This is a genomic window from Gammaproteobacteria bacterium (assembly GCA_041395725.1).
Classification (GTDB): domain Bacteria; phylum Pseudomonadota; class Gammaproteobacteria; order Pseudomonadales; family Pseudohongiellaceae; genus NORP240.
The window spans coordinates 4,671,156-4,697,371 of sequence record JAWKZW010000001.1; the positions used below are offsets into that span (position 1 = coordinate 4,671,156).

The window sequence follows — 26,216 nt, forward strand, 5'->3', positions numbered from 1 at the left end:
AAGCTATCCAGCGTTGTGGCCCGAAAGGGTTGCGACCACTCCTCAAAATAATGAAACGGAGCAATGTCAGTGAACCCTAAACTAACACGCAGACGTTTTATCAAGGGGGTAATTTTCTCCGGTGCCGCCGCTTCAACCGGTGCCAGCTTTTACCTTGCGAACGCCCAGTCCGGGCAGAACGCCGCAGAGCGCTTGATAAACCTTAACGTAAACGGGCGAACCAGGCCTGTCGATGTCCTGCCATCCGAGACCCTTGCCTACACGCTTCGCTACAAGCTTGACCTGACCGGTACCAAGATCGGCTGTAATCGTGGTGAGTGTGGAGCCTGCACGGTGCATATCGATGGCGTCCCCAACTACGCCTGTTCAGTTCTGACTCACAACGTCCGGGGCCGCGCAGTGACCACCATCGAAGGCATCAAGGCCGCCGATGGCACCCTGCATCCGGTACAGGCGGCTTTCGTTGCGGAAAACGCACCGCAATGCGGTTTCTGCACACCGGGCCAGGTGATGTCTGCAGTAGCCTTGTTGCGGGATAACCCCAGGCCGACCAGAGAAGAAGCCATCCAGGCCATGTCTGGCAATCTTTGTCGGTGTGGTGCCTATGAACATTATCTGAATGGCGTGATGCGCGCCTCGGGGCAATTAGTATGACTATGCACATTGGAAAAGATTTCACGCCACCTGATGTGCCTGGCAAGGTCACAGGTGAGATCAAATACGCTGAGGATCACAAGCGCGAAGGCATGGTTTTTGCGCGCATCCTGACGAGCCCCCTGCCCAGCGGCAGGGTAGTCAATATCGACTATGCGGAAGCGTTGCGAATGGACGGCGTAGTGGGTGTTTTTACGGCCGACGATCTGCCTCCCGTGCCACCGCCGGGCAACCCCGCGCTGGCCTCCGACTACGTCACCTTCGTCGGCCAGCCCATTCTGGCGGTCGCGGCCGTCACTGAAGAAATCGCCGAAAGTGCCATTGCACGTATCCGCGTGGACTTCGAGCGGCGAAATTTCGTGGTCGACCCACTGGTCAGCCTCACACCTGGCGGACCGAATGCCTACCCTGAGGGTAACGTACTGGTTCGTACCCAGGAAGAAGGCCCGGAAGGCGCGCCCATCGTCGGCGCCGAAATTCGAGACATCAAGTGGCCTCAGTCAGCCATTGACGCGATCCGGGAAGGCCGCGAGCCAGTCGGCGGCGAGTTTACCCAGGAATGGGCATTCGGTGATGTCGACGCCGGCTTTGCGGAAGCGGCCCACATTATCGAAGAGCCCTTCGTCACCATGGGTTACCCACACCACTCTCTGGAAGCCCGTACCTGTATGGCCTACTGGGAAAATGGCAAGTGCTATTTTGCCGGCTCGTCCCAGAGCCAGAGTGCCAACGACAATGGCCTGGCGCGGATGCTGAATATCCCCGAAGCGGACCTGGTATTCATCAACGAAGCTACAGGTGGTGGGTTCGGTTCCAAGATCGGTCCCTACCCTTACATGGCCATCACCGGTAATTTCGCCCGGATGCTGAACCGCCCGGTGCAGACCCGCATTACCCGGGAACAGGAGTTTTATATCGGTTCTGCGCGCTCCGGCATGCAAGGCTGGATCAAAGTCGGTGTCAAGGCTGACGGCAAAGTTTCCGCAGTCGACCTGGCCATCGTTAACGACGGCGGTGCGACCGGCGGCGGCAGCGGCAACTCCTCTGCCGCGCACGTTACTATTGCCTACCAGCCGGAGTCCATGCGCTACCGGGGAATATCTGTTTATACCAATACCACGCCTCGAGGCGCCCAACGGGGGCCCGGCCAGAATGAAATGGCTTCGGTGCTGGCACCTATCACCGATAAGGTAGCCAGAACTGTTGGTATGGACCGGGTTGCATTTCGTCGTGTCAACGCCGCCAACAGCCAGGGTTTCCAGGGTGGCAGTCGCGGCCCGCTGACCAGCGCCTTCGTCACTGAAGCGCTGGACCAGGGTGAGCGCCTGTTTGGCTGGCAGGACAAGATCAGCCAGCCAAAACGCAACGGCAGCAAGGTACGCGGCGTAGGTATCGGTATCGGCTATCACGGCGCCGGCAGTCGCGGCTATGACGGCCTGGTCCGAATCGCGCCGGATGGCAAAGTGCACATTCACAGCGGCGTCGGTAACCTGGGTACTTATTCCTACGCAGCAACCTGCCGGGTGGCAGCGGAGGCTTTGCAGGTACCCTGGGAAAATTGCGAGATACATAACGCCAGAACTGACCGACACCTGCCCCACAGCTCCGGCCAGGGTGGCAGTAATACCATCTTCACCCACAGTCGGACCAACTGGGTCGCAGCCCAGGATGCCATCACCAAGATGAAGGAAATCGCCGCAGCCGAACTGGGTGGTTCGGCGGACGACTACGAGATCGGTGGTGAGCGGGTATTCCTCAGCAGCGATCCGGATCAGGGATTGACTTATGCCGAAGCGGCTCAGCGCGCAATAGCCATGGGCGGAAAATTCAGCGGCATGGAATACCCCGATGACATCAACCCGATCACCCAGCGTGCCGTCCAAGGTCTGCAGGGAACCGGTCTGGTTGGCGTGGCGAAGGACAATATTCCGGGTCAGGGACAGCCGCCGGGAATTCAGGTTGGTTTCTGCGAAATCGAGCTGGATCTGGACACCGGCAAGTACGAAATCCTTGACTACGCGATGGTTGCCGATTGTGGCACCGTCGTGCACCCCAAGAACTTCAACAATGCCATGCGTGGCGGCGCAGTCTGGGGCGTAGGACTTACCAGTCTTGAGCGCCATGTCTACGATCCGCAGAACGGCCTGCCAGCCAACGTCGGTCTTTACCAGAGTAAGCCTCCTACTTACAAGGATGTGAATCTGAACACCAAGATCGCCGCGGTGAACATCCCGGATCCGCAGAATCCAGTGGGTGCTCGCGGTATTGGTGAACCGACTCAGGGCGCCTCAGCAGCCGCCCTGGCGAGCGCCATATCCGACGCGCTCGACGGCCACCTGTTCAACACGGCGCCGACCACCACGGATATGATCATCAATCACTTGGCTGGTAATTCCTACAGCTCCAAGACTCTAAAAACTAATACATTCTGAGGTTCACTATGCCATCACATGATGTAATGCCAAATATGGAGCTCTACCAGCCCGCCCGGGTTGAGGAAGCTCTTGACATAGCTGACCGACTGGCAGAAAGAGGTTGGTTGGTGGGCGGCGGTCAGGATACCTACGGCTGGCTGAAGGACCGCGCCAAATCGGTAGACGCACTGATCGACCTCAGCGGAATCGAGTCGCTGCGAGGCATCCGGGAGACTGCCGACGGCATCGAAATCGGCGCTCTGACGACCCTGACTGAAATCGCCAACAGCGACCTGATCCAGTCAAGGTATTCCCTGCTGTCCGATGCAGCCCGGGTCGTTGCGAGTCCTCAGATTCGCAACATCGGTACCCTTGGCGGCAACCTGTCTCAGGATGTGCGCTGCTGGTACTACCGCAGGGGTCTGTCCTGCTATCGCGCCGGCGGCAACCTGTGTTACGCGGACACCCCTGAAGGCATGAACCGTGAACACTCGCTGTTCGAAGGCAGCCGCTGTGTAGCCGCCAGCGCATCAGACACCGCCCCGGCGGTAGTCGCACTGGATGCGACCATGGTGATCCGCAGCGTCGACGGTGAGCGCACCGTGTCGGCTGAGGAATACTTCGTCGGACCTGCCTTGGACATCGAGAACACCACGGTTCTGCGACCGGGTGAAATTCTCACCGCAGTCAGGATCCCTGCTACCTGGGCCAACGCCACCTTCTACTTCGAGAAAGTGGCTGACCGCAACGTCTGGGATTTTTCCCTGGTGAACGTGGCGGCGGCTTTTCAGGTCAGCGGTGGCACAATCCAGAACAGCCGCATCGTGGCGGGTGCCGTACAGGCTACGCCGCGTCGACTGACCACCGTGGAAAATGCCGTGCGAGGTCAGGCCAAAAGTCTGGCGACCGGCGAATCCGTGGCGGCACTGGCAACCGAGGGGGCCAGAGAACTGGCTCACAACGGCTTCAAGGTGCCCCTGCTGCAGAACCTCGTCAAGCGGGCTATCAGCGCCTGACAAAATCAGGCTCAGCATAAAAAAGGCCGGCTTGTCAGCCGGCCTTTTTTGTTAGACCCAACAGGTCCTGGGTTTAAAACAATCCGCCTGCTAAAAAACCTACCAACATGATTACGACGTAACCTGTCAGTATCTTTAAGGCCACTGGCCCCAGTTTTTCGTGTCGTTCCTGCGTTGCTGCTCCCATGTTCTTGCCTCCTGAGATACCATTTATCACACTGCAAAGAATACGAAAGACAGGGATGAACGTATTGATTCATATCAGAAAATCAGCCACAGGACTTCAGACTTGGATAAAGTAAAAGAGTGCTTCGTCAGGCCTTCCACCAGCCTGAATCTGCTTTCGCACCACGAAATTCAATTGGCAATGGAAACCACGGAAGATGTTTTTCAGACTTTCAGGGACTGCGCGCTGGCGGTCCTCAACACCGGCAATGAAACCGACGATCCGGATCAGATGCTGCAGACATTTGCCGATTTTCAGGTTGAAATCGTACCTGAGTCCCGTGGCATCAAACTGCGGGTACAGAACGCACCCGCGTCGGCCTTTGTCGACGGAAAACTGATCCGCGGTATTGAACAACACCTGTTCTCCGCACTCCGCGATATTGTCTATACCCAGGCCAAAATAGGGAGTCTCGGCGGCTTCGACATCTCTACCGGCGAGGGTATTACCGACACGGTATTCAGAATCTTACGCAACGCCAACGTCGTACAACCTAATCAGCCACCCCAATTGGTAGTGTGCTGGGGCGGTCATGCCATCAGCCGGACTGAGTACGACTATACCAAGGAAGTCGGCTACCAGCTCGGCCTGCGGGGCCTGGATATCGCAACCGGCTGCGGAATCGGCGCCATGAAAGGCCCGATGAAAGGAGCCATGATCGGACATGCCAAGCAGGCTATCGGCACAGGCAGGTATGTGGGGATTACCGAACCGGGCATCATCGCCTCGGAATCCCCCAACCCATCGGTCAACGAACTGGTCATTCTGCCGGATATTGAAAAGCGCCTGGAGGCATTCGTACGGCTCGCCCATACCATAATAGTGTTTCCCGGCGGGGTTGGTACTATCGAGGAGATTCTGTACCTGTTGGGCGTCGTGATGCGAGAAGAAAACCGCTCGATCCCGATACCGGTAATCCTTACCGCACCAACCGGTTACGAAGACTACTTCACAATGGTCGACCGTTTCATCCGCGATACGCTGGGCGAAGCCGCTACGGCTTACTATCAGGTAGTCAACGACAATGCCGCACTGGTCGCACAGCTTACCCGGCGCAATCTGAATCAGGTTATCGCACACAGAAGACGCCGTGACGAGTCCTACGCCTTTAACTGGGAACTGCATATTCCAGAATCCATGCAGTCCCCGTTTCAGGTCACTCATGAGAACATGGCGGGGCTCAGGCTGTTCAGCGATCGGCCCTCAGCCCAACTGGTAGCCGATCTGCGCAGGGCGTTCTCGGGGATAGTGGCGGGCAACGTAAAACCCTACGGCATCAGGCAGGTGGAGCAGCACGGTCCTTACAGACTGCAGGGCGATCAATCCGTCATGCAGGCAATAGATAACCTGCTGGACGAATGCGTCGCCAACAAGCGCATGAAAATAGGCAGTCGGCAATACAGCCCCTGCTATGAACTGGTCAGTGTTGAGCGGTAGAAAGCAGGCTTATACTGAGCTCAGAAAGACTGATCGGCTCAAGTGCCTCTCGACTATTTCGGCGACCGCACTGAACCAGAATTCCTCATTATTCAGATTGGGGATCAGCACCAGGTCCTCCCCGCCCTTTTCCTTGAACAGCTCCCGGTACTCGATACCGATTTCGTGAGTGGTTTCAAGGCAGTCGGATACAAACGAGGGAGTCAAGACCGCGACCCGCTTTACGCCTTTACCTGCCAGTTCCTCCAGGAACTCATCAAGATAAGGTTGAATCCAGGGGTCCCGCCCGAAGCGGGACTGAAACGCCACGGAGTAGAAGTCTGAATCCCAGCCAAGTTCCCCCGCGATGGAACGGGTGGTTTGCATGCATTGGGCCCGGTAGCAATACCTGTTCTTGCTGGTGATCTCATCGCAGCAACTGCCAAACTGACAATAATCCGCCTTGTCAGCTTTCTTGATGTTTTTTTCCGGCAGACCGTGATAACTGAAAATTACGTGATCCACCTTCTTGCGCGGATGATTCTGACGCAGATGTTTGTCAATCAACTGAGTCCATGCTCTGATGAAGGCCGGCTCCCCGAACATATCTTTAATGACAGTCATACGAGGGCGCTTTTTCCAGCGCTCCGCCGCCTTGGTCACGCCGTGGAGCACCGATTCGGTGGTGGCTGTCGAGTATTGGGGAAACAACGGGAAAACCAGGATATCGGTAATGCCCAATTGCTCGATTTCGGCCATGGTGTCAGCGATCATCGGCTCACTGTAACCCATCCCGACAAACACCCGCATACGACTACGGGTCGGATCCATGGCGTCCTGCAAGCGGATTTTCAGCTGGTCGGTATACACTTTCAGTGGTGATCCGCCTTCCAGCCAGATGGTTTCATAGTCCCTGGCGGTTTTAGGCGCTCTGAACGGCAGGATGATAAAGTTTCTCAGGGCCCAGCGCGCCCAGGCAGGAATATCGAACACGTAAGGGTCGGAGAAAAAGTGTCGGTAAAATTCCCGTAAACCTTTCGCCGTGGGTGCGGCGGGTGTACCCAGATTCAGTAGTAAGATGGCGCGCATGTCTGATCGCTTTCGTTGTTTGTTGACTGCGTGAGTTACGTGAGCCAGTCAGGCCCGGTTCACTTTACTTTACGGATCGATGGTCGTTTTACTGGCGGTATCCACCTGTTTTACAAACCAGGCCATAAAACGAGCCATCCGCTCCAGACCCGGTGTCGAAACCACTTCGTATACCTCACCGCTGGTATGATACAGCGGCGGCGCCTGCATGGTGGTAACTAGAGGAACTCCCGCACTGCGGTACCCTCCGCCCTCACCACTGGCCATGGTGGAATTACCGGATACAAAATTTGTGCCGTAGCGCTGGACGCCGCGGTCGAACAATTGTTGCAGGAAAGGCGACTGGTTGGTGATTCCGGCAACGATTGGAGCTTCGCCGGAATCGGCAATGTATTCCCGGTAACCATCCTCGAACTGACTGCGGGCCGGTGAAAAATTACGTTGCGCAACATGCTCCAGGTTGAAAATCAGGACACTGTTGTCAAACAGATCGGGGTTCAGGGAGACCGCCGCACGAGGACCATTCAGGCCACGGGTATGATGCCCTGCGCTGGCAACCAGCACCAGCGTCCTTTGCAGCTGAATTTCCGGGCGGGAGAAATGTCTGGCCAGTGCCACCAGCACGGCCAGCCCGTCACCATTGTCTCCGGCGCCATCATACCAGGCATCGATATGTGCATTCAGAACAATGGTTTCATCACTTGCCCCGGGGATGACCGCGACCACGTTTTCTCCGCTCAGATCGCGATGGACCTTAGCCTCGAGGGACAAACGCATTTGCAGCTGATCCAGGGTTCCCGCCAGCGCGGCAGCGTTCATAACCCGACTCAGAAAGTGGCCATCCCGCCCACCAATATTAAAACAGGGTCCGCCGCAATCGGACATATCACGGGCCATTTCATTACCGGGCTGGTCGATTATGTTGACCACGGCGACAGCGCCCCGGGACATGATGTCATTGGCCTGGGGCACAAACCTGGCCCGTTCGAAGACCAGATGGGCCTGGGGAGTAACACGCTGAATAGCGATCCTGCCACGCACGTCCACATTCACGAGTTCCGCCGGACTGCCCGTGCCGACGTAGACCACGGGTGCGATAAGACTGCCGCCAGAGATTGCGGAGGGAGCCAGCGCCACGGCCGTGGTGAGAACAACATCGGCGCTCCCGGCGCCAAACCGGTCATCACCCAGCAGAGTGACTTCCCAGCTGACCGGCAGCCACAGCTCCGCACCGGGATCCTGCTGAAATTGCTGCACCCGGATCTCTTCAATCCCGGCCTGACGGAACTGGTCCGTTACCCAGTCTATGGTTGCATTCGCAGACGGGAATCCGCTCACTCTCCCCCACATCTGTGCACCACCCAGCTCCTGTGAGAGCCTGCTCTGCACGGAAAAATCGACAATCTGGCGCAGATCCTGACTGATCCGCTCGCCAGCAAGTTCGGCATAACCCGACTCGCCGGCAGGAACCACTGCCGGTGCGGGCCCGCGGTTGCCGATTATTGCGGGGCTGACATGGGGCTGCAGCACCGGCGGCGGAGCCAGCCCGAACCAGGGACCATTATCAACACTCTGAGAAAAAGCGCCCTGGGGCCAGGCAGACACTGTCGCCAGCACTGCCAGCAACACCAACCCTGCCCGCCCGACCTTATCGGAACCGTGGTCAGTTCCTGGTGAATCCTGCCGCATACCTGATCCCCCGTTCTAGTAGCGCCGTTCCGTGATGACAACCCGTCCATCAAGGCTGCCTGGCAGTATCACTCCGTTGAGTCTTTTTTCTGACCGGTTCAGCTGCGTTTTCATGGGCTTACTCCAGTGAATGATGATTGAAATCGGCCGGCGCACCGGGCGTCGCCAATAACCACGAAGTTTAAAGGGATTCTCGACATCGATAAAGCCGTAAATTTTCCCCCGATGCGACCCGAACCGGAAACAGGCTGCCGCATCCGGCGCACCCATTTCTAATCCGTTGTTTCTTATTGCCTTTTAAGGTCGTTTCAAATATCAGTAACTGAAACTTTCAGCACTGATCTGCTTCAGGACGACAATGACTTTAAAAACTGGCTTGCCAGAGGGAGCCAGGTTTTCCATTACTAGTAACAGAATCCTTGATTTCAGTCCCTTCCACGTAAAAGGCTTTCAGTCCGGTGGGAAATGGTTAATATGGGCCTGCTTACTGGATCTTCCACATGGTCGACCTGACCGGGCGAATTCGGGGCATTTTCAATTCCACGTCCCCGGCAAGGTTTATCGGTTCCTCCTGAGGACTGTTGCCAGTGGTTTTTTTCAGCTCTTTGGCAACAGAAGATCCTGACATTCATCAGCATACGCAGCACGAGGGTAATTACTGTGAAGAAATCAATCGTTGGCCTGATTGGCATTGCCATGACGGTGACCGCGTCATTTGCCGGCGCCGCCGAGCGCGTCGGTGACTTTGCCCTGATCGACCATCAGGGAACTTTCCATCACATGGCCTGGTACGACGACCAGGCGGCGGTTGTCCTGATGGTGCAGGCGAACGGAGCGGCCGAAGTCGCGGCCAATCTGCCCACCCTGCTGGAACTGCAGAGTCAATACCAGGATCAAGGTGTCCTGTTCATGCTACTCAACCCGGGCCTGCAATCCGATCGAGACAGCATAAAGAACGAACTTGACGGGCTTGGTGCCGACCTGCCGGTTCTCATGGATGATGCCCAACTGGTTGCCGAGACTCTGGGCGCAAGCCGCATCGGAGAGGCATTAATCTACGACCCGAAGACTTTTGAGGTTGTCTACCGAGGTCCGGTGCAGGAGCACCTGGGCGCGGCACTGCAACAGCACCTGGCAGGCGCCGAAGTGCAGATTGAAGCCCAGGCCGGCGGCAGCCTGATCGACTTCCCGGCCCGGGCGCAACACACCGCCAGCGTGCCTTCCTACGTGGCAGAGGTTGCCCCGATCATTGCCGATAATTGTGCCAGCTGCCATCGCGCTGGCGGGATTGCGCCCTTTGCCCTCGACAGCAGCCTGTCCGCTCAGGGCTGGTCGCCGATGATTCGTGAGGTCGTTTTGACCAAGCGCATGCCGCCAGGCCAGGTCGATAACAAGGTAGGGCACGCACTCAAAAATCCGATGAATCTCACCGACGCTGAAATGCAGACCCTGATTCACTGGGTCGATGCCGGATCTCCGGTGGACGATGGCGCGGATCCCCTGGCACAGCTGACCTGGCCGGACAGCAAATGGTCTAATGGCGAGCCGGACCTTGTCGTGCAGATTGAACCTCAAACAATCCCTGCTACCGGAATCGTCGATTATATGAATATCCCCGTCGATCTGGAGCTGGAAAAGGATGTCTGGGTACGCGGCAGTGAAGTGGTCCCTGGCGACCCCACGGTAGTCCATCACGTCATTACTTCGGTAGTACCCCCCGAGGGCATGCGGGACCAGCGCGAGATCCTCATGGAAGTGATCAACAGCCTGCCGGAAGAAAAAGCTCAGGAGATTCGCGTCGCCCTGTTTGCCGCCGCTGCCAGCGGTCAGCAACCGAATATCGGTGAAATCCTTGAGCTCCTGGGTCCTGAAGTAGATCTGGGTGTGTTCCTGGGTGCCAGCGGCGATCCCGACCAGGCTTCCATCGCAGGTTACGCGCCCGGCACCGCGTCAGATATGTACCCGGAAGGCACCGGAGGCCTACTGAAAGCCGGCTCCACCCTGAGCCTGCAGATGCACTACACCACGTCCGGTAAAGAGTCCGTGGACACTACCGAAATCGGCATCTACTTCTACCCGGAAGGCGAAATACCTGCCGAGCGCATGGCAGGTGGGATCGGCAACAACTTCAGCATCGCGATCCCGCCCCAGGCCAAGGATCACGAAATGGCAGTTGAGACCGTGGTGCCAAAGGACGCCTACATCCACAGCCTGATGCCGCACATGCATTTCCGCGGCAAGCGTATGGATTTCACTGCCATCTACCCTGACGGCAGTGAGGAGCTGATCCTGTCGGTACCGAACTATTCGTTCAACTGGCAGCTGACCCATGCCCTCAAAGAGCCTTTGTTTGTTCCGGCGGGCACCCGCATCGTGGCCCGGGGCGCCTTCGACAACTCATCCCAGAACCCCTACAACCCGGACCCCAACGAAACAATTTATTGGGGCGAGCAGAGCTGGGAAGAGATGTTCATGGGCTTTTACAGCTGGAAGTACGCCGACCAGAGCGGCGACTGATAAGGCTTAATAAGCTTACATAAAAAAGCCCCGCGTCAGCGGGGCTTTTTTAGTTCAAGGACCGGCTAAAGGGCAGATCCAATTTCAGTGCCGTGGCTCAGCCCCGGCAATCCCTTGGCTGGTTTCCCGGCAGTTCACTGGTTGGCTGGCGGTGGAGTCCAGTCACAGTCCGGGCAGTCTGGAGAGATAGCATTCTGTTCCAGTACCTCGAAGATGAAATCGCGCCACACTTCGTTAGGCTGCCAGACTGAGTTCATGTCTGCCTTGGCCTGGGCCACGGGCACATCCTGATAGATCACCCGATACAGAAAACTGAATGCCGTGGCACGGGCATTTACCTGACAGTGAAGCAGTGTCTTTTTTTCGGGTGCCCGGCGCATGGAATCAGCAAAGGCATAAAAATCGCTGGGCAGTGGATTGGAGAAGTCCACCGGAACCTGCATGTACTCCATACCCAGCTCCTTGACCACCAGGTCCTCGTCTGCCAGAGCATTGCGGTTGTTGGTGAACGCGATGTAGACCACCCGCTCGAAGCCCTGCTCGCTCAACGTCGTAAACTGCTCACGGGTTGGCTGACCGGCACTGGCAAAGGTAGCGCTGTACTGCCGAAAGTTGGTAATTTCCTGCAGGGCCGGGTCGACGTCCTCGAGGGCCTGCAGCGACAATGAATTGGAAAACAGCAAGCACAGGGCTGCCAGTCTGATGGTTTTCACCTAATTACTCCTCTTTTGATGGACGAAACAGCTGCACTTTAGCAGTTTCCCCTGCCCGATTACAGCACAGGCGTAACCCGGAAACAGGCAGCGGCCGGTCGCAGCACTGGCGGCTTTCAGCAGCAAATCTTCCCGCTTCGCCCGCGGCTGACCTCTTTGGTCAATAACAAAGCTTGACCTGATTATGCGGGAAAGGCACTCTAGGCTACCGACGGCTTATGACCGGCTGCTCGGGCCCCGTCGCGGCGACGGCCTCAGGGGCAGTGCTGCAGAATCGGCCGACTTTCCCGACCACCGACCTTTCAGTTAATTTTCCAGTAAGGAATGACCTATGCGTTATCAATTGTTACTGCTCTTTGGCCTGCTGACCGCCTGCAATGCCCAAATGTATATTGATCCGACTCCTGGAAACGATGGCCGGACACTGGCCCCTGGGCAATCCGCCAGCTTCCGCTTCTTTACCACCGAACCAGCAGCGGATGCCGGGCTCAATCTCGCAGCCGGCGCCAGTTACAGGCTGGAGATTCCCCTGATAAGCAACTGGATAGACGGTGAAGTCGACGCCGATGAAAACGGTGTGGCACTGGGGCCGCTTGGCTTTGCCGACAGCCTGATGCCGGCCGATGCCTTTGCCCTGTTGAAGCGCTCCCGGCAGCACCGCTGGTTTGAACTGATGTTCTACCAGGATGGTTGCCGCAGCGACAGTCTGGTTGGGCTCTCTGAATTGCAGTACGACAGCCAGACCGATTCCTACAACTATACGGCGCCCTGCGAAGGTGACCTCAAGCTGTTCGTCAACGACAGTCAGGGTGCGTACACCAACAACGTAGGATTCGCCAGAATACAGATTACGCGCACTAACTAGTTGACTGTGAGAATCCAGTGACAGAAATACCGCTGACACTGCGCCTGCTGTCACGCCGGCAACGTCAGTTTACCCGGTTGCCGCCCCGCTTTTTTCCAGCAGTCGGAAACCGCCCCCGGGTGCCGCTTCAAAACGCAGGCGCTGATTGATGCAGCGGGGCTCTTCGCCTTCGGTATGGCTGACGTATATGATCTGTGTCCGTGTCTGTTCAGCGATGCAGTCCACGGTTAACAGCACCAGCCGGCGGAAATAATCGTCCAGGCCGACACAGGGCTCGTCCAGAATCAGCACCGCCGGCTGTTTCACCATTGCCCTGGCCAGCAATGTCAACCGTTGCTGACCGAAGGAAATCTCGTGGAAGTAGTCTCCGGCCAGGTCAATCAGGCCCAGAGACTTCAGCCAGGCCCGCGCCATTTCTTCCTGGCTGGCACCGCTGTCATCGTACAGGCCTACCGAATCGAAAAAGCCCGACACGACGACGTCGAGAACCTTCCAGCCCTTCACGTACCGGTTGTGAATTTCATTGGATACGATGCCAAAGTAGGATTTGATATCCCAGACCGATTCGCCACTGCCACGCCGCACGCCAAACAGGTAAACCTCCTGCCCATAGGCTTTGTGATTCTCACCGTCAATAAGACTCAACAATGTTGATTTGCCGCAGCCGTTGGGGCCCTCGATCAGGGTATGGTCCCCCGCCTTCATCAGCCAGCTGGCCTGATTAAGCACCAGCCTGTCTCCATAGGCCGCCGTCACCTTGTTGAGCCGCACCGGCGCTACGTCAGTGTCCTGCCGGCACTCCTGCGGACCCGGCACCGGCAGCACAGCCGGTGCGTTGACCTCCGGGTGGGCGATGCGCTGGTAGGCTTCGCTGGCGGGCATGGTATCAATAGGGCCCCGGCCGACCAGTTGTAGATTTTCCATGAGCGCCAGATGCGTAATGCCCGGCAAAATCTCCTTTTCCCGCCGGCTCAACAGCACTGTGGCCGTCTCGCTATCCATCCACTGCCGCAGCAGGTCACGCACGCCGGGCGCGGATTGTCGGTCGATGGCCTCCAGGGGGTCATCCAGCACCAGCAGTCTCTTCTCTCCAGCTGTCTTACTCAGCAGAGCCCTGGCGACCATGACTTTCCTCATCTGTCCTGAGGACAGGAAACGAATTCCCCGCTGCAGCAGCGTATCGATTTCCAACCTGACCAACAACGCCAGGGTCGACGCCTGATCAAGCAACTGAGGACTGCGCGAGCCGCAGATAAATCTGGCAACGGTCGTGCCGGCATCCTGCGCCTCGGCGCTGTATTCACTGATATCGTGCCGGTTGTCCAACGCCCAGAGCCGCTGCTGCTCCTCGAAAGAAACCGTCTCGATGTGCCGGGCTGGATCGAAATCAGCCCTGTAAGCCACGGCCTGTCTGCCACTGACAAGTTCGCCACAGAGCAGCCTCGCCAGCAGGCTTTTACCAGCCCCGTTACCACCCAGCACGCACCAGTGCTCGCCGGGCTGGATTCGGAACTGGTCGATGCTGAGAATCCTGCGGCGCCCTATTCGTACCCGCGCATCGCTGACCACGATCAGCGGACTGTGATTATCGGAAGCTTTCAAAGTCATAGGATATTCTCAACGGCGAAGAGGCACCTGGAACCTCTGATTATTTTACTGGTGATTGAAAACCCTGTTTTCCGCTGCCTGATAAATGACACAAAAATTGGGTATACTGCGCGTAAATTACAACAATCCTGTTACGCCTGCTTGCCCGGTCCCTTGCGTTCAACCAGACCGGTCAGGGATAAGAACCCGCTATGGACTTCACATTACCCGACATGTCATTCACGTGGCTCGATATTTTCGCCTTTTTCTGGTTCCTGCTCTGCTGGATCGGTTATTCCGCGTTTGCCCGCCGCGCTGCCAAGAAGACCGACACCCTGTCCAGCGTGCTTTACAAGTTCCGCAAGGAGTGGATCGACAAACTCAGCCGGACCGGCATGAGCGAAGTGGACGCCGAGTTACTTGCCAGCCTTGAGAGGCAAGTGTCTTTCTTTGCCTCTACGTCGCTGCTGATACTGGCGAGTCTGGTGGGTGTATTGAGCACCGCCAGCGACATTTTCATGAACCTTTCCTCGCTCAGCTTCGTCTCGGCGGTTTCACTGCAGGTGATCCAGCTGAAATTACTCCTGCTTATCGTCATTTTTACTTATGGCTTTTTCACCTTCACATGGTCAATCAGGCAATACGGATTCTGCTTTATCCTGTTTGGCTCCTCGTTTAACACGGTCAGGTATTATGACCGGGCAGATGACTACCAGGCGGTGGCAAAAAACCGTGATTTCAAAGCCATGGCCAAGGTGCTTGACCGTGCGGCACACAGCTATAATTACGGCCTGCGGGCGTATTTCTTCGCCCTGGCAGTACTCGGCTGGTTTATCAACCCCTGGGTTTTCCTGCTGGCCTGTTCGCTCACGGTATTTGTGCTGTATCGCAGGGAATTCAAATCCACCACAGTGCAGGCATTAATAATGTCCCGTGCCGTTGACGCAACCGATCCCCGCTGACGATCAGTCGGTGGCCAGCATCTGTTCCGTCACTTCCCATAACCGCAGGGCCTCCTCGTCATCGGCAGCCCAGGACTCGACACCTTTGTAGCGGGGAGTTTCGGCGCTGGCCAGATCGGCTACATCACAGTCCTCGCAGTACAGACCACCCAGCCCGTCAAGTGCCGGACTGGTTGCCGCCCACAGCGTAGTTGAACAGCCTTGGGTGGGAGACTTGAACATCTGACGGGCCAGTTCCGACAGGTTACCCTCCTCGTCCAGCCAGCCCAGTGCCGCCATTTCCTCGTTATCCAGATGCCTCTGCAGCGGTGTCATTATGCCTCCCGGATGCACCGAAAACCCCCGTATATTGTCCTGCCGGAACTTCAGGTCCAGGCCCAGGGCAAACAGGGCATTGGCGGTTTTGGCCTGTCCGTAGGCGACCCATTTGTCGTAAGGTTCCTGGGTGAAATGTATGTCACCCCAGCGAATACCGGAGCGCCGATGACCGACGGAGGAGAGACAGACCACCCTGGACTGCCCGGCATTCTGCAGCAACGGTAACAACTGCGTGGTGAGCGCGAAATGACCGAGATGGTTGGTGGCGAACTGGTACTCCCAGCCAGGGCCAACCCGTGTCTCCGGGCAGGCCATGACACCCGCATTGTTAATCAGCAGGTCCAATTTCTCTTCACTGCGCAGCACCCCACCGGTGTAGTTGCGGATGCTGGACTGTTCCGCCAGATCCATCTGTCCAACGATAACTTCCCCTGGCAGTCCAGCCAGATTCGCCGCGGCTTTTTCCGCCGATCTGACCGGCACATGCACCCTGGCTCCGGCGTTGAGCAGTGCCCGGGTCGTCTCCAGACCGATACCGCTGTAGCCACCGGTGACCAGGGCCACTTTGCCCTGAAGATTGCTGCTGGCCAGGATGTCTGACGGCTCGGTTTTCGCGCCGAATCCGGAATTCAGTCTATGCTGCTGCTTGGCTGCCATCGGTCCCCCCTTCTCTCTTCCTGTAGTCAGTCAGGGGCAAGGGTAACACAGAGAGAAAAGGTCAGGGGCGGCAACCGGCACCCGCAGCCAGCTCCCACCACTCAGCTTTTTTTGGTACTGGATTAGCTCGGCGGTGTTGGGGATAATGGCGTCTGTCTGGTGGGGGTGTGAGACACTGCGCTTCTGTATTGCGCCCCCGACCGGGTTCATCTACAAGAGCAACGACAATGAGTTCCAATGATTCGCTGATCAAGGCGGCCGGCAACGGCCTCATTCACCGCCGCCACCTGCTGGGCCTCGGGCTCAGCGGCCTTGGCATGGCAGCAGCCGGACAGGCCCTGGGCGCCGACAAGGGGACGAGATTTGAAATCCCGGCCTGGTCACGTCAACCAGGGCCGGGGCCCAGCGCTTACGGGCGCCGCTCCTCCCACACCCACCACATCGGACGGCTGGCCGGCAACCCCAGCCCCATTTACCCGGGTGGCGGTGCATCCAGAACACCGCTGCATGAGCTGCAGGGCACCATTACGCCCAACAGTCTCCATTTTGAGCGGCACCATGCGGGCATCCCGGACATCGATCCGGCCGCCCATCAACTGGTGATCAATGGCCTGGTACGCCAGCCCCTGGTCTTCAGCTACGAAGATCTGCTTGCCTACCCGATGATCAGCCGGATTTATTTTCTGGAATGCTCTGGCAACAGCGGCACCCTGCTCGGCGACACGCCGGTTGACGGCACCGCCCAGAGTATTCACGGCCTGGTGTCCTGCGCCGAGTGGACCGGTATCCGGCTTGCGGACCTGCTGGCCGAGGCTGGCGTCCTTAGCGAAGCCAGCTGGATCAGCGCCGTGGGGGCGGACGGAGCCAGCATGGGACGCTCACTGCCACTGACCAAAGCACTGGATGACGTGCTGGTGGCACTGTATCAGAACGGCGAACCCATCAGACCGGAGCAGGGCTATCCCATACGGTTATTTGTGCCGGGCTGGGAAGGCAATATCAGTGTCAAATGGTTGACCCAGTTGAAATTGACCACCGGTCCCTCGCAATTCCGGGATGAAACCTCTAAATACACGGACACCCTGCCGGACCGCAGCAGCCTGCAGTTTACCTTTCCGATGGGCTGCAAATCAGTGATAACCAGCCCTTCCGGGCAGATGGCACTCACTCGCCGCGGCCTTTACCAGGTCACCGGAATTGCCTGGTCCGGTGCCGGGGCAATTCGCCGGGTGGAGGTTTCTGCCGACGGAGGCGCGAGCTGGGCGGACGCACTGCTGGAATCCCGACAGACCGAAAAAGCCCTGACCCGCTTCAGAATTCCCTGGGAATGGCAGGGGCAGGACGCAGTCCTGCTCAGTCGCGCCACCGATGATCGCGGCAACGTGCAACCTACCCGCAGCACCGTCGTCTCGGAGCGGGGCAGCCTGAGTTTCTATCACTACCACGGTTACCAGAGTTGGGCTGTGGCAGCGGACGGTACCGTGAGGAATACTTATGTTTAAACACACCACCCTGACAATGGCCCTGTCTGTCTGTCTGGCTCTGATCCCGAGCAGCAATTCTGCCGCGGAAGCCACGCCTGCACTGGGAACTCCCATCAGCCAGGCGCAGCTGGCAGAATTTGACCTGATAGTATCTCCTGATGGTGCAGGACTGCCTGCCGGGCAAGGCACTGCCGCGCAGGGAGAGGCCGTATTCCAGGCTCGTTGCCGGGCCTGCCATGGCTCAAACGGCGAAGGGCTGACAGCGGCCACCGTGCTGGTGGGCGGATCGATGCTTTCTGAAGGCCCGCCTCTGCGCACTGTCGGCAGTTACTGGCCCCATGCCACTACCGTGTTTGACTTCATCCGTCGCGCCATGCCCGCCGACGCGCCGAAGTCACTGTCTGACACTGAGGTCTACCAGGTCACCGCTTACGTCCTGTTCCTTAACGGCATTGTCGAGCGGGATCTGGTGCTGGACGCCAGTTCCCTGCCGTCCATTGTCATGCCTAACAGTGACGGGTTCATCGACCAGAGCCACATTCAATAGGGAACCCCTCCAGCAGAAGGGCACCGCCGGCCAGGGGTCCCCGTCGGGGGTTCAGGTTCTGACAACAGATCAACGGTTAACGTCGAGACTGTGATACACCAGATCCTTGAACTCCCCGGCCAGGCCATGGGCGTTGGACGGCTGTATCTGCAGCATCAGAATGGCAACAGTTCCGGTTTCAGGATCGGCCCAGGAAAATGTACCCAGAGAACCATTCCAGCCGAACTCACCGTTATTAACGCCGAATTCACTTTGCGTGGCATCCGTGACAACCGCAAGCCCATAGCCCCAGCCCCGGTCCAGCATGGGATTGGCCGGGTTGGTACCAAACGGAAACAGGGCCTCGTCTATCTGATTACAGGTCATCTGGGCTACCGTGTCTGCGCCTAATATGCGCTGGCCATCCAGTTCGCCACCCGCCAGCAGGGACTGCAGAAAGCGCAGGTAATCAGGGACCGTGCTCACCAGGCCGGCAGCCCCCTCAAGCAGGGGCGGATCGCTGGTGATAGGGATGTCCATCGCCTCAATGGGTGACAATGGCTGACTGTCCTGGGGCGCCTGGTACGGTCGGGCCAGCCGCGCCACGCGGTCTTCCGGCACGAAAAATCCGGAGTCCTGCATTGCCAGTGGGCCGAACACCTGCGCAGCAAGGTAATCGTCAAGCGCCTGGCCGGAGACAACCTCCACCACCCGCCCTAGCACCGTAATAGAAATACTGTAGACCCACTGCTCACCAGGATCCCCTATAAGTGGGACGCCTGCCACCTTATTGACCAGCTGCTCGAGTGTGTCAGCTCTGGAGCGGACACCCATGCGCCGGTACAACAGACTGTTGCGATGACTCAGCCCGGCCGTATTCAGCAATAGATCCCGAATCGTGATTTCACGCTCGGGTTTGCGCTGGGCGCTAAGAAAAGGTTCATCCGGATTGATGTACACAAACATATAACCAAACCGGGGTATGTACCGGGACACAGGGTCATCCAGCGACAGCCTGCCCTGCTCAATCAATTGCAGTGCAGCGACGGCGGTAATGGGCTTGGACATGGAGCGAATCTGAAAAATAGAGTCAGTTTGCATAGGTTGCTGTTGCTCAACATCCTGCCACCCGACACTTTCCAGATACACCACCTGACCATGACGGGCAACGCCCGCCACAGCGCCGGCGATGAGACCGTCATCGACATGCTGGCGCAATAAACGGGATATACCGGCCAGGCTTTCCGGGTTCACTCCTGCCGATCGCGGGTCCGCCAGTGGCAGGCCGGATGCCGGGGCGGCATGCAACGGCAATTGGCATAAGACTGACACGATAATCGTCGCGATGAATCGAATGGCATTCAATAGAGAGACTCCTATGGGATGGGCTTTTGGAATGTTCTTTTTTGTTGTGACGGTTATTGCTTTCCGGCAGGGCGGTTTTTGCTGATCTGTCGGTGTCATGTTCTTTTTGAACTGCAACCCTGCGTGCCAACTGACTGGAACTCTATTTTACTGGTCGCGAACTTAAGCTCTTTTCCAGTTACAACCGTGACCGCTAACTTGCCAGGATGTCCTTGTATTGATCCCGTAAGAGATTTTTCTGGACTTACAACCGTGCTCGTTAGCTTGCCAAGATGTCCTTGTATTGGTCCCGTAAGAGATTTTTTTGGACCTTTCCCATCGTGTTTCGTGGTAGGGAATTTACGAAGACAATCTGCTTCGGTTGCTTGAAGCGGGCTATCTGGGTGGCCAGGGTTTCATAGACCTGCGCCTCGCTCACCGCGCCTTCAGCCTCGCTCACGATGACAGCTACCACGCATTCCCCGAAGTCCGTATGAGGCACACCGATCACTGCCGATTCGACAACACCGGGTATTTCGTTGATGCAGGTTTCTATCTCTATCGGGTAGATATTCAGGCCACCGGAAATGATCATGTCCTTATTTCTGCCTACCAGAGTAATGCGCCCCTGAGCATCGCAGCTGGCCAGGTCGCCGGTAATGAAAAAACCATCATCGCGGAATTCTTCGGCGGTTTTCTCCGGCATTTTCCAGTATCCCTGGAAAACGTTCGGCCCCTTTACTTCCAGGATTCCCACTTCCCCCACAGGGACGACATTTCTGTTTTCATCAACAATGCGGGTTTCCACCTCAGGAAGCGGGAAACCTACCGTGCCGGCCACCCGTTCCCCCTGCAGAGGGTTGGATACCAGCATACCGGTTTCGGTCATACCATACCGCTCAAGAATCCTCTGTCCGGTGCGCTGCTCGAATTCCTCAAAGGTTTCCGCCAGCAGCGGCGCCGAACCGGAAATGAACAGGCGCATCGAGCTGCAGACTTCCCTGCCGAAATCGGGGTGTTTCAACAGCCTGGTATAAAAGGTCGGCACCCCCATCAGTACGGTGGATTCCGGCAGGCAGCTGATAATCCTGTCGGCATCGAAACCAGGCAGGAATTTCATGGTTGCTCCGCTCAACAGGGCACAATGGAGCGCCACGAAGAGGCCGTGAACGTGGTAAATAGGCAGCGCATGCAGCAGCACATCGTCGCTGGTGAAGCCCCATAGCTGGACCAGGTGCTGGGCATTGCTGGCCAGATTACGATGACTGAGCATTGCGCCTTTGGAACGGCCCGTGGTACCCGACGTATAGAGGATGACCGCGATGTCATTGTCAGCCATTGCGGCTACAGCAAGGTCTGCTTCGACACCGTCGATGCTGTCCGGCAGGCTTCCCTCGCCATTGGCATCCAGCGTCAGTAACCGGGCGCCGTGTTTTTCTGCTACTTCGGCCAGGCTGGTGATCCGATCAGGATCGCAGACAAACAGACGGGGGGTCGCGTCGCCAAGAAAATAGCTGACCTCTTCAGGGGTATAGCTGGTATTGAGAGGAATGTAGATGACTCCGGAGCGCAGACAGGCCAGGTAGAGCGCCACTGCAAAAGCAGACTTGGGCACCTGAACGACCAGACGCTCCCCCGGTTCAATCCCCTGCTGCCTGATGAAGTGACTGATGCGGGCAGTCAGCGCCAGCAGCTCTGCGTTGCTGATCTGCTCACCGTCTGCGCAATCAAGACAGATTTTCTGTGGTGCCCCAGCCAGGCGGGATTCGATCAGTCCATAGAAATTCTTATTCATTATTCCGGCGTGTCCTGTCAGCGTTCCATGAGTAGAAGACGGATGATAGCGGATTAGTGGGGTGGGTCAATGCCTGCCAATCCCGACCGCCCGGGGCCTGCACTGCCGCGGCGCCAGGATGGTGGCGTCTTTCTGTGCTTCTGACCTGTCGTCTGATCAGGGAGCCTCTGACCAGGTACCACAACGCTGTGCGGGAGTCTGTCGGGCGCTGCTGCCAGGCGTCGTGCGCAGGGAACAGTCACTCCCTTGCCAAGCAGGTCAACAGCGCAGTGGCGCCCGACAGGCCCGGCCCGGCGGGGCCTTCAGACAAGCCCGCTGGCTTCGTTGTACTGCCTTGACAGGCCTGAGCATGCCGGCGGCAATGCGCCTTGCCAGCGGGCTTGTCTGAATGCCAGAGCATTGTGGTACTTGGTCAGAGGCTCCTTAGGCTACAATAGCCGTCTTACAATCCTTCACACCCTGACCTGCAACTCAGAGCACACCAATGAGCTATGTGATATTCAGATACCTGCACTTCATTGCCCTGCTTGGCCTGGGAGGATCATTGCTGATCCAGAACATGGCGATCGCCCCCCGCATCACCGGTGAGGATGCCCGCAATCTCGCCAGAATAGACGGCGTGTACGGGATCAGCGCGGTTTTCGTTTTCCTGTTCGGGTTGACCCTGTGGCTGTGGATTGGAAAACCGGCTGAGTTTTACAGCAGCAATCCTCTGTTCCACCTGAAAGTTGGAATCTTTTTCCTTGCCGCACTGATTTCCCTCTACCCCACGCAATTTTTCTTCCGGCACAGAAAATCCACCGCACAGGAAATTGCCGTTCCGCGCCTGCTTATCTGGGCCCTGCGGACAGAAATTGTGCTGTTGCTGATCCTGCCGGTTCTGGCCGTACTGATGGCGCGGGGAATAGGTCTGCCTGGCTGATGCGCTGCCGGCAGTTGCAGGCCCGGGTCTTATGGTATTAACTTAGAGACTTCCAGCCAGGTAAAGCCTCGGGGACTCACTTTGATCAAGTTTAATTTGCTGCTTTGCGCCTGCGCCCTGCTACTGCTAAGCAACAGCAGTCTGGCCGTCGACAAGGTTGCGCTGCGCAGGGCTATCAGCGGACCCGATCGGGATGTAACGGACTTTGTCCGGGACGAGGCCCGCAAGCCTGTCGAAGTGCTGGACTTCCTTGGCGTCGAGCCGGGCATGACAGTGCTGGATGTCTACGCAGCGGGCGGTTATTACACCTTCATCCTCTCCAAGGCCGTTGGACCAACAGGCAGGGTATTCGCCCAGAACACACCGCGCGGACTGCGCTTTGAAGAAGACCGCCAGGAGATCTCGCAAGGGGAAGCGCTGGAAGCAAAGATTCAGGCCGGCAACCTGACCAACGTCACCCACCTGGTTGAGCGTATCGAAGACCTGAGCATCGAGCCGGAATCCGTCGACGTCATTATGGTAGTGCAGATTCTCCACGATTATTACAATCCCGGCCCCGAACGCGCCTTACAGATGCTCAGCAGCCTGAAAACGTTGCTCAAACCGGGCGGCATTGTCGGTGTCATCGATCATGCTGGTGACGCGGGCCGTGAGAACCGTCGCTTTCATCGCATGGAAAAAGCTCAGGCCATCGGCGTGGCTGAGCAAGCCGGATTTCTGGTGGCAGGTGACAGCGACCTGCTGCATAACCCCAATGACCGGCGCGTACGCTCTATCTTCGATCCGATGCTGGGTCGAAACACCGATCGTTTTTTACTCAAGCTTCAAAAACCAGAGCAGGCAGCACTGGCAACAGAATAATCAGGAGACCAGCATGCAAATCAGGGCCAATCATTTGATTCTAAAAACTGCAGGCGGACTGGCTCTGATAGCCAGCCTTGGCTGCCCGCTGCCGGCTGCAGCCCAGAGCGCGGGGTACCAGCCTCCCCTAACAGCCTTTGGAGCGCCAGACCTGCAGGGAACCTGGACGAACAACACAATCACCCCCCTCACCAGGCCGGCGGAATTCCAGAACCTGGTGCTCAGCAGGGACCAGGCACAAGCCTGGGAGCGGCGCATCGCGGATTATACCGTGCAGCAGGATCAGCCCAGCGACCCCGATCGTCCGCCTCCCAGCAAGGACGCCATCGAGCTGGCCGACAGCTATAACAATTTCTGGTTCGATGACGGCACCCGGGTAGCCGTCTATGACGGGGAATATCGCAGTTCTCTGCTGATCGACCCACCGGACGGACAACTACCGGAGTACACCGGCAGCGCTCTGGCCAGAATCGAACGCGCCAGGGAACAGCGCAACCTCCGCGGCGCCTTTGATGGCCCGGAAGCCAGGCCCCTGCCGGAACGCTGTATGCTTTCTTTTGGCTCAAGTTCCGGCCCCCCCATGCTGCCGATCCTTTACAACAACCACTATCAGATCGTGCAATCGCCTGGCTACGTCATGATTCTGGTGGAAATGGTTCACGACGTCAGGATAATCCGTATCGGTGAACAGTCACTGCCGGGGGTTATGACACCCTGGATGGGAGACTCCACCGGACGCTGGGAAGGTGCCACGCTGGTGGTGGAGACTACCCGCATCAACCCCAGTCAGCGGTTTCGAAATTCATCGGACACCATGCAGGTAACCGAGCGCTTTACCCGGGTAGCCGAGGACAAGATCAACTACAGCTTTACCGTTCACGACCCGGATACCTTCGTCAGCGACTTCAGCGGTGAAATTCCGATGCAACTTACCACCGACAGACTCTATGAGTATGCCTGCCACGAAGGCAATTATTCCCTGCCCGGCGTGCTGGCCGGCGCCCGCAAAGATGAAGTCGAACAGGAATTCAAATAGGCTCTGCCCAATGAATGATGGTCAGATGAATTTTTTTGGTGATGCCTCAGCCGGCGCGGTCAAGCCGGTGAAGTTTCAAATCCGGCGCAGTTATAACGCCAGTCTGGAAACCGTGTTCGATGCCTGGCTCATCCCCTATCTGGCGGGGAGCTGGATGTTCGGTCCAAAAAGCGGCACGCAGGAAGTCATAGCGCTGGAGAACAAGCCTCTGCCAGGGGGTAATTTCCTGCTGGAAGTTGTCAGAGCCGATGGGCAGCGACGACTGACCGGCACCTACCGGGAGATCCGTCGCCCCGAGAAGCTGCAGTGCACCATTGGCGAAGAAAGCGACGCTGCACCCCTGACTTTGCTCACCATGGAATTGACCGCCGACGAGGGTAAAACCCGCATGAAACTGGGTTTCGAGCTACACCCGAAGCTGGCGGATCAGGCTGACGCATTGCGCGCGGAATGGACCAGCCGCTGCAAGACCCTGGCAGAACTGGTGGAAAAGTCCAGTAAGCAGACACGCCTGCTCAGCTGACCATTCAGATCCAGGGCCGGTTGGTAAGGGGGCTGCCCGCTGTCAACCCCCTCAGCGACCAATTACCGCCTGTTCCGCCTCCCGGACAGTCCGCGCGGCGGCTTCCGGCAGAATGTAACCCGCCTCGACATTCTGCTCTGCGACGCTCCGCACCGCCTCAATATAAGCATCCCGACTGGGATACAGGCTGCGCAGAGTCACTGCATCAAAAGGTTCATGTGAACCGTACAGAAAACAGAATCCCGAGCCACCATTGGCGGCACTGTTCATCCCGGTATTACGCGCCGTTGGTACGGCATGCTCCGCGAGGCGAATTCCGCCCAGGATATTGCCATAACTGTCCCGCGCAAACTCCAGCTCCGGCAGCCAGCGGGCCACCTGCAAGGGCGCCGCGGTGGGTGGCGGATTGCCGGTGTCGATCCACTGCACAAGATGTTCAAAGGCAGCGTTCATGACATCCCGGAACGGTACACGACTATAGGGGGGCAGCTGACAGTTCTGGGGCCGCGCCGTGGCTGCCTCCACCGGTTGCCCCTCAGCCAGGGCCCGCATACGGGCAAATTCAATCTCGAACACGATGTCCACGTGAGAACTGCCGGCCACTTCCCACTGACGGAAATAATTACTGTCCGGTTGCCGGTCCGCGGCCCGCCGAGGCATATCGGTTTCCGCCATCACTTTGAAGATCCGTACATTCTGGTCATCCCTGACCCGACCACCGCCACCATGGATCATCACGCCATCAAAAACCGGGTCACGGGGATGCACATGATTGAAGTAGGCAGCCAGGCGACTGGCCGATTGCGAATGCCCGGTGGCAATGAGCCGCTCCGCTCGCAGGCCGCCCAGAATATCCACCTGACCTTCAGGTACCTGATCGCCGACTCGCGTCACGGCGTGTGCTACGGCGGATAAAATATCGTAGGACAGGGCATCGTCATCGATCAACCCACCGTGGCTGACATCCAGAGACCCATAACGCGACGGACTCCACTCACGCAGCGACTCAATACCCACCCGCTGCGCTGAAACACCGATAAATGCATAGCCGTTGTCGACCAGGTGATGGCCGGATTGCCACCAATCAATATCCTTATCGGTGCCACCTGTCACATTCAGCCACTCGATAATCACGGTACCATTGAAATCCACACCTGATCGCGGCCGGCGAACAAAAAAGCGGGTCCGGTAAGGATGCCCGCTATCCTGTATCTCACCGGTAGCCAGTTCCGGTGCAGTGTAGCGGTTGGCCTCTCCCGCTATGAAGTACTCTTCTTCCAGGTAGCCATTGGCAGCCAGCTCGATGGCAGAGGCATTGTAGATAAAATTTCTGGACGGATCGCCGGGCGCCGTGGACTCAATAGGCCCGGTAACAGTCGCTGCCGGTGCCTGCGCCCAGGTTTGTCCGGTCAGGACCAGTAAAACTGCCGCACAGGTTATCCCTGGGAGGCTGACTTTGAAATCAGAAATCATCTTCACTTCCTCGTACTGTACTCGTTAAATCTCGCACGTTGTTTGAACCTTTACCTGCAGCTTTCCGGTATTTTTCTGATACCACCCGCGTACTTTTTCATGCCCTTGGTGTCTGTGTACCCGTGCTGT

Annotated in this window: 21 protein-coding genes; 13 read left to right on the forward strand and 8 right to left on the reverse strand. The window is 57.6% G+C overall.

Annotated features, from left to right (window positions below; all coding sequences use genetic code 11):
* Positions 1 to 69 precede the first annotated feature (69 nt).
* From R3F50_20585 to ppnN, 4 genes are all read left to right on the forward strand, one after another.
* Positions 70 to 654: a (2Fe-2S)-binding protein gene (locus tag R3F50_20585; protein ID MEZ5492687.1), complete on the forward strand. Its 585-nt coding sequence runs from the start codon at positions 70 to 72 to the stop codon at positions 652 to 654.
* A complete protein-coding gene (locus R3F50_20590) occupies positions 651 to 3,086 on the forward strand; it encodes a xanthine dehydrogenase family protein molybdopterin-binding subunit (protein ID MEZ5492688.1) in 2,436 nt (811 codons plus the stop codon). The genes R3F50_20585 and R3F50_20590 overlap by 4 nt, the downstream gene beginning before the upstream one ends.
* Positions 3,087 to 3,094: 8 nt before the next feature.
* Complete coding sequence (locus R3F50_20595) at positions 3,095 to 4,084, forward strand: xanthine dehydrogenase family protein subunit M (GenBank protein MEZ5492689.1); 990 nt, start codon at positions 3,095 to 3,097, stop codon at positions 4,082 to 4,084.
* A 289-nt stretch (positions 4,085 to 4,373) separates the two neighbouring features.
* Positions 4,374 to 5,747: a nucleotide 5'-monophosphate nucleosidase PpnN gene (gene ppnN, locus R3F50_20600; protein MEZ5492690.1), complete on the forward strand. Its 1,374-nt coding sequence runs from the start codon at positions 4,374 to 4,376 to the stop codon at positions 5,745 to 5,747.
* A gap of 9 nt (positions 5,748 to 5,756) precedes the next feature.
* Here ppnN and hemH read toward each other — a convergent pair whose 3' ends face one another.
* Positions 5,757 to 6,815: a ferrochelatase gene (hemH, locus tag R3F50_20605; GenBank protein MEZ5492691.1), complete on the reverse strand. Its 1,059-nt coding sequence runs from the start codon at positions 6,813 to 6,815 to the stop codon at positions 5,757 to 5,759.
* Positions 6,816 to 6,884: 69 nt separating this feature from the next.
* Positions 6,885 to 8,504: a M28 family peptidase gene (locus R3F50_20610; protein MEZ5492692.1), complete on the reverse strand. Its 1,620-nt coding sequence runs from the start codon at positions 8,502 to 8,504 to the stop codon at positions 6,885 to 6,887.
* A gap of 660 nt (positions 8,505 to 9,164) precedes the next feature.
* Between R3F50_20610 and R3F50_20615 the strand changes: the two genes are divergently transcribed.
* Complete coding sequence (locus R3F50_20615) at positions 9,165 to 11,021, forward strand: hypothetical protein (protein MEZ5492693.1); 1,857 nt, start codon at positions 9,165 to 9,167, stop codon at positions 11,019 to 11,021.
* Positions 11,022 to 11,155: 134 nt separating this feature from the next.
* On the opposite strand, the gene R3F50_20620 is transcribed toward R3F50_20615, so the two are convergent.
* Positions 11,156 to 11,734 carry a protein tyrosine phosphatase family protein gene (locus tag R3F50_20620; protein MEZ5492694.1) on the reverse strand — a complete coding sequence of 193 codons (579 nt, stop codon included), beginning with the start codon at positions 11,732 to 11,734 and terminating at the stop codon, positions 11,156 to 11,158.
* 331 nt (positions 11,735 to 12,065) lie between these two features.
* Here R3F50_20620 and R3F50_20625 point away from each other — a divergent pair, with 331 nt between their 5' ends.
* Positions 12,066 to 12,599, forward strand: a complete 534-nt coding sequence (locus tag R3F50_20625; protein ID MEZ5492695.1) for a hypothetical protein — start codon at positions 12,066 to 12,068, stop codon at positions 12,597 to 12,599.
* Positions 12,600 to 12,668: 69 nt separating this feature from the next.
* On the opposite strand, the gene R3F50_20630 is transcribed toward R3F50_20625, so the two are convergent.
* A complete protein-coding gene (locus R3F50_20630; protein MEZ5492696.1) occupies positions 12,669 to 14,207 on the reverse strand; it encodes an ATP-binding cassette domain-containing protein in 1,539 nt (512 codons plus the stop codon).
* Between the two features lie 191 nt (positions 14,208 to 14,398).
* Here R3F50_20630 and R3F50_20635 point away from each other — a divergent pair, with 191 nt between their 5' ends.
* Entirely contained in the window at positions 14,399 to 15,148 is a 750-nt protein-coding gene (locus tag R3F50_20635; protein ID MEZ5492697.1) for a DUF599 domain-containing protein, read from the forward strand.
* Between the two features lie 3 nt (positions 15,149 to 15,151).
* Here R3F50_20635 and R3F50_20640 read toward each other — a convergent pair whose 3' ends face one another.
* Positions 15,152 to 16,123, reverse strand: a complete 972-nt coding sequence (locus R3F50_20640) for an oxidoreductase (protein ID MEZ5492698.1) — start codon at positions 16,121 to 16,123, stop codon at positions 15,152 to 15,154.
* Between the two features lie 227 nt (positions 16,124 to 16,350).
* On the opposite strand from R3F50_20640, the gene soxC reads away from it, so the two are divergent.
* Together soxC and R3F50_20650 are read left to right on the forward strand one after the other, a co-directional pair.
* Positions 16,351 to 17,625, forward strand: a complete 1,275-nt coding sequence (soxC, locus tag R3F50_20645; protein ID MEZ5492699.1) for a sulfite dehydrogenase — start codon at positions 16,351 to 16,353, stop codon at positions 17,623 to 17,625.
* A complete protein-coding gene (locus R3F50_20650) occupies positions 17,618 to 18,154 on the forward strand; it encodes a cytochrome c (GenBank protein ID MEZ5492700.1) in 537 nt (178 codons plus the stop codon). Before soxC ends, R3F50_20650 begins: the two co-directional genes overlap by 8 nt.
* Positions 18,155 to 18,223: 69 nt before the next feature.
* On the opposite strand, the gene R3F50_20655 is transcribed toward R3F50_20650, so the two are convergent.
* Positions 18,224 to 19,498 carry a serine hydrolase domain-containing protein gene (locus R3F50_20655; GenBank protein ID MEZ5492701.1) on the reverse strand — a complete coding sequence of 425 codons (1,275 nt, stop codon included), beginning with the start codon at positions 19,496 to 19,498 and terminating at the stop codon, positions 18,224 to 18,226.
* Between the two features lie 259 nt (positions 19,499 to 19,757).
* Entirely contained in the window at positions 19,758 to 21,272 is a 1,515-nt protein-coding gene (locus R3F50_20660; protein ID MEZ5492702.1) for a malonyl-CoA synthase, read from the reverse strand.
* 484 nt (positions 21,273 to 21,756) lie between these two features.
* On the opposite strand from R3F50_20660, the gene R3F50_20665 reads away from it, so the two are divergent.
* The 4 genes from R3F50_20665 (at position 21,757) to R3F50_20680 (ending at position 24,614) form a co-directional block, all read left to right on the forward strand.
* Positions 21,757 to 22,194, forward strand: a complete 438-nt coding sequence (locus R3F50_20665; protein ID MEZ5492703.1) for a DUF2214 family protein — start codon at positions 21,757 to 21,759, stop codon at positions 22,192 to 22,194.
* A gap of 81 nt (positions 22,195 to 22,275) precedes the next feature.
* Positions 22,276 to 23,055, forward strand: coding sequence for a methyltransferase domain-containing protein (locus R3F50_20670; GenBank protein ID MEZ5492704.1), 780 nt, complete (start codon positions 22,276 to 22,278; stop codon positions 23,053 to 23,055).
* Positions 23,056 to 23,068: 13 nt separating this feature from the next.
* On the forward strand, positions 23,069 to 24,091 hold the full coding sequence (locus tag R3F50_20675; GenBank protein MEZ5492705.1) for a hypothetical protein: 1,023 nt from the start codon (positions 23,069 to 23,071) through the stop codon (positions 24,089 to 24,091).
* A gap of 10 nt (positions 24,092 to 24,101) precedes the next feature.
* Positions 24,102 to 24,614: an SRPBCC domain-containing protein gene (locus R3F50_20680; protein MEZ5492706.1), complete on the forward strand. Its 513-nt coding sequence runs from the start codon at positions 24,102 to 24,104 to the stop codon at positions 24,612 to 24,614.
* Between the two features lie 51 nt (positions 24,615 to 24,665).
* Here the strand turns inward: R3F50_20680 and R3F50_20685 are convergent, their stop codons facing one another.
* A complete protein-coding gene (locus tag R3F50_20685; protein ID MEZ5492707.1) occupies positions 24,666 to 26,087 on the reverse strand; it encodes an alpha/beta hydrolase domain-containing protein in 1,422 nt (473 codons plus the stop codon).
* Positions 26,088 to 26,216 lie beyond the last annotated feature (129 nt).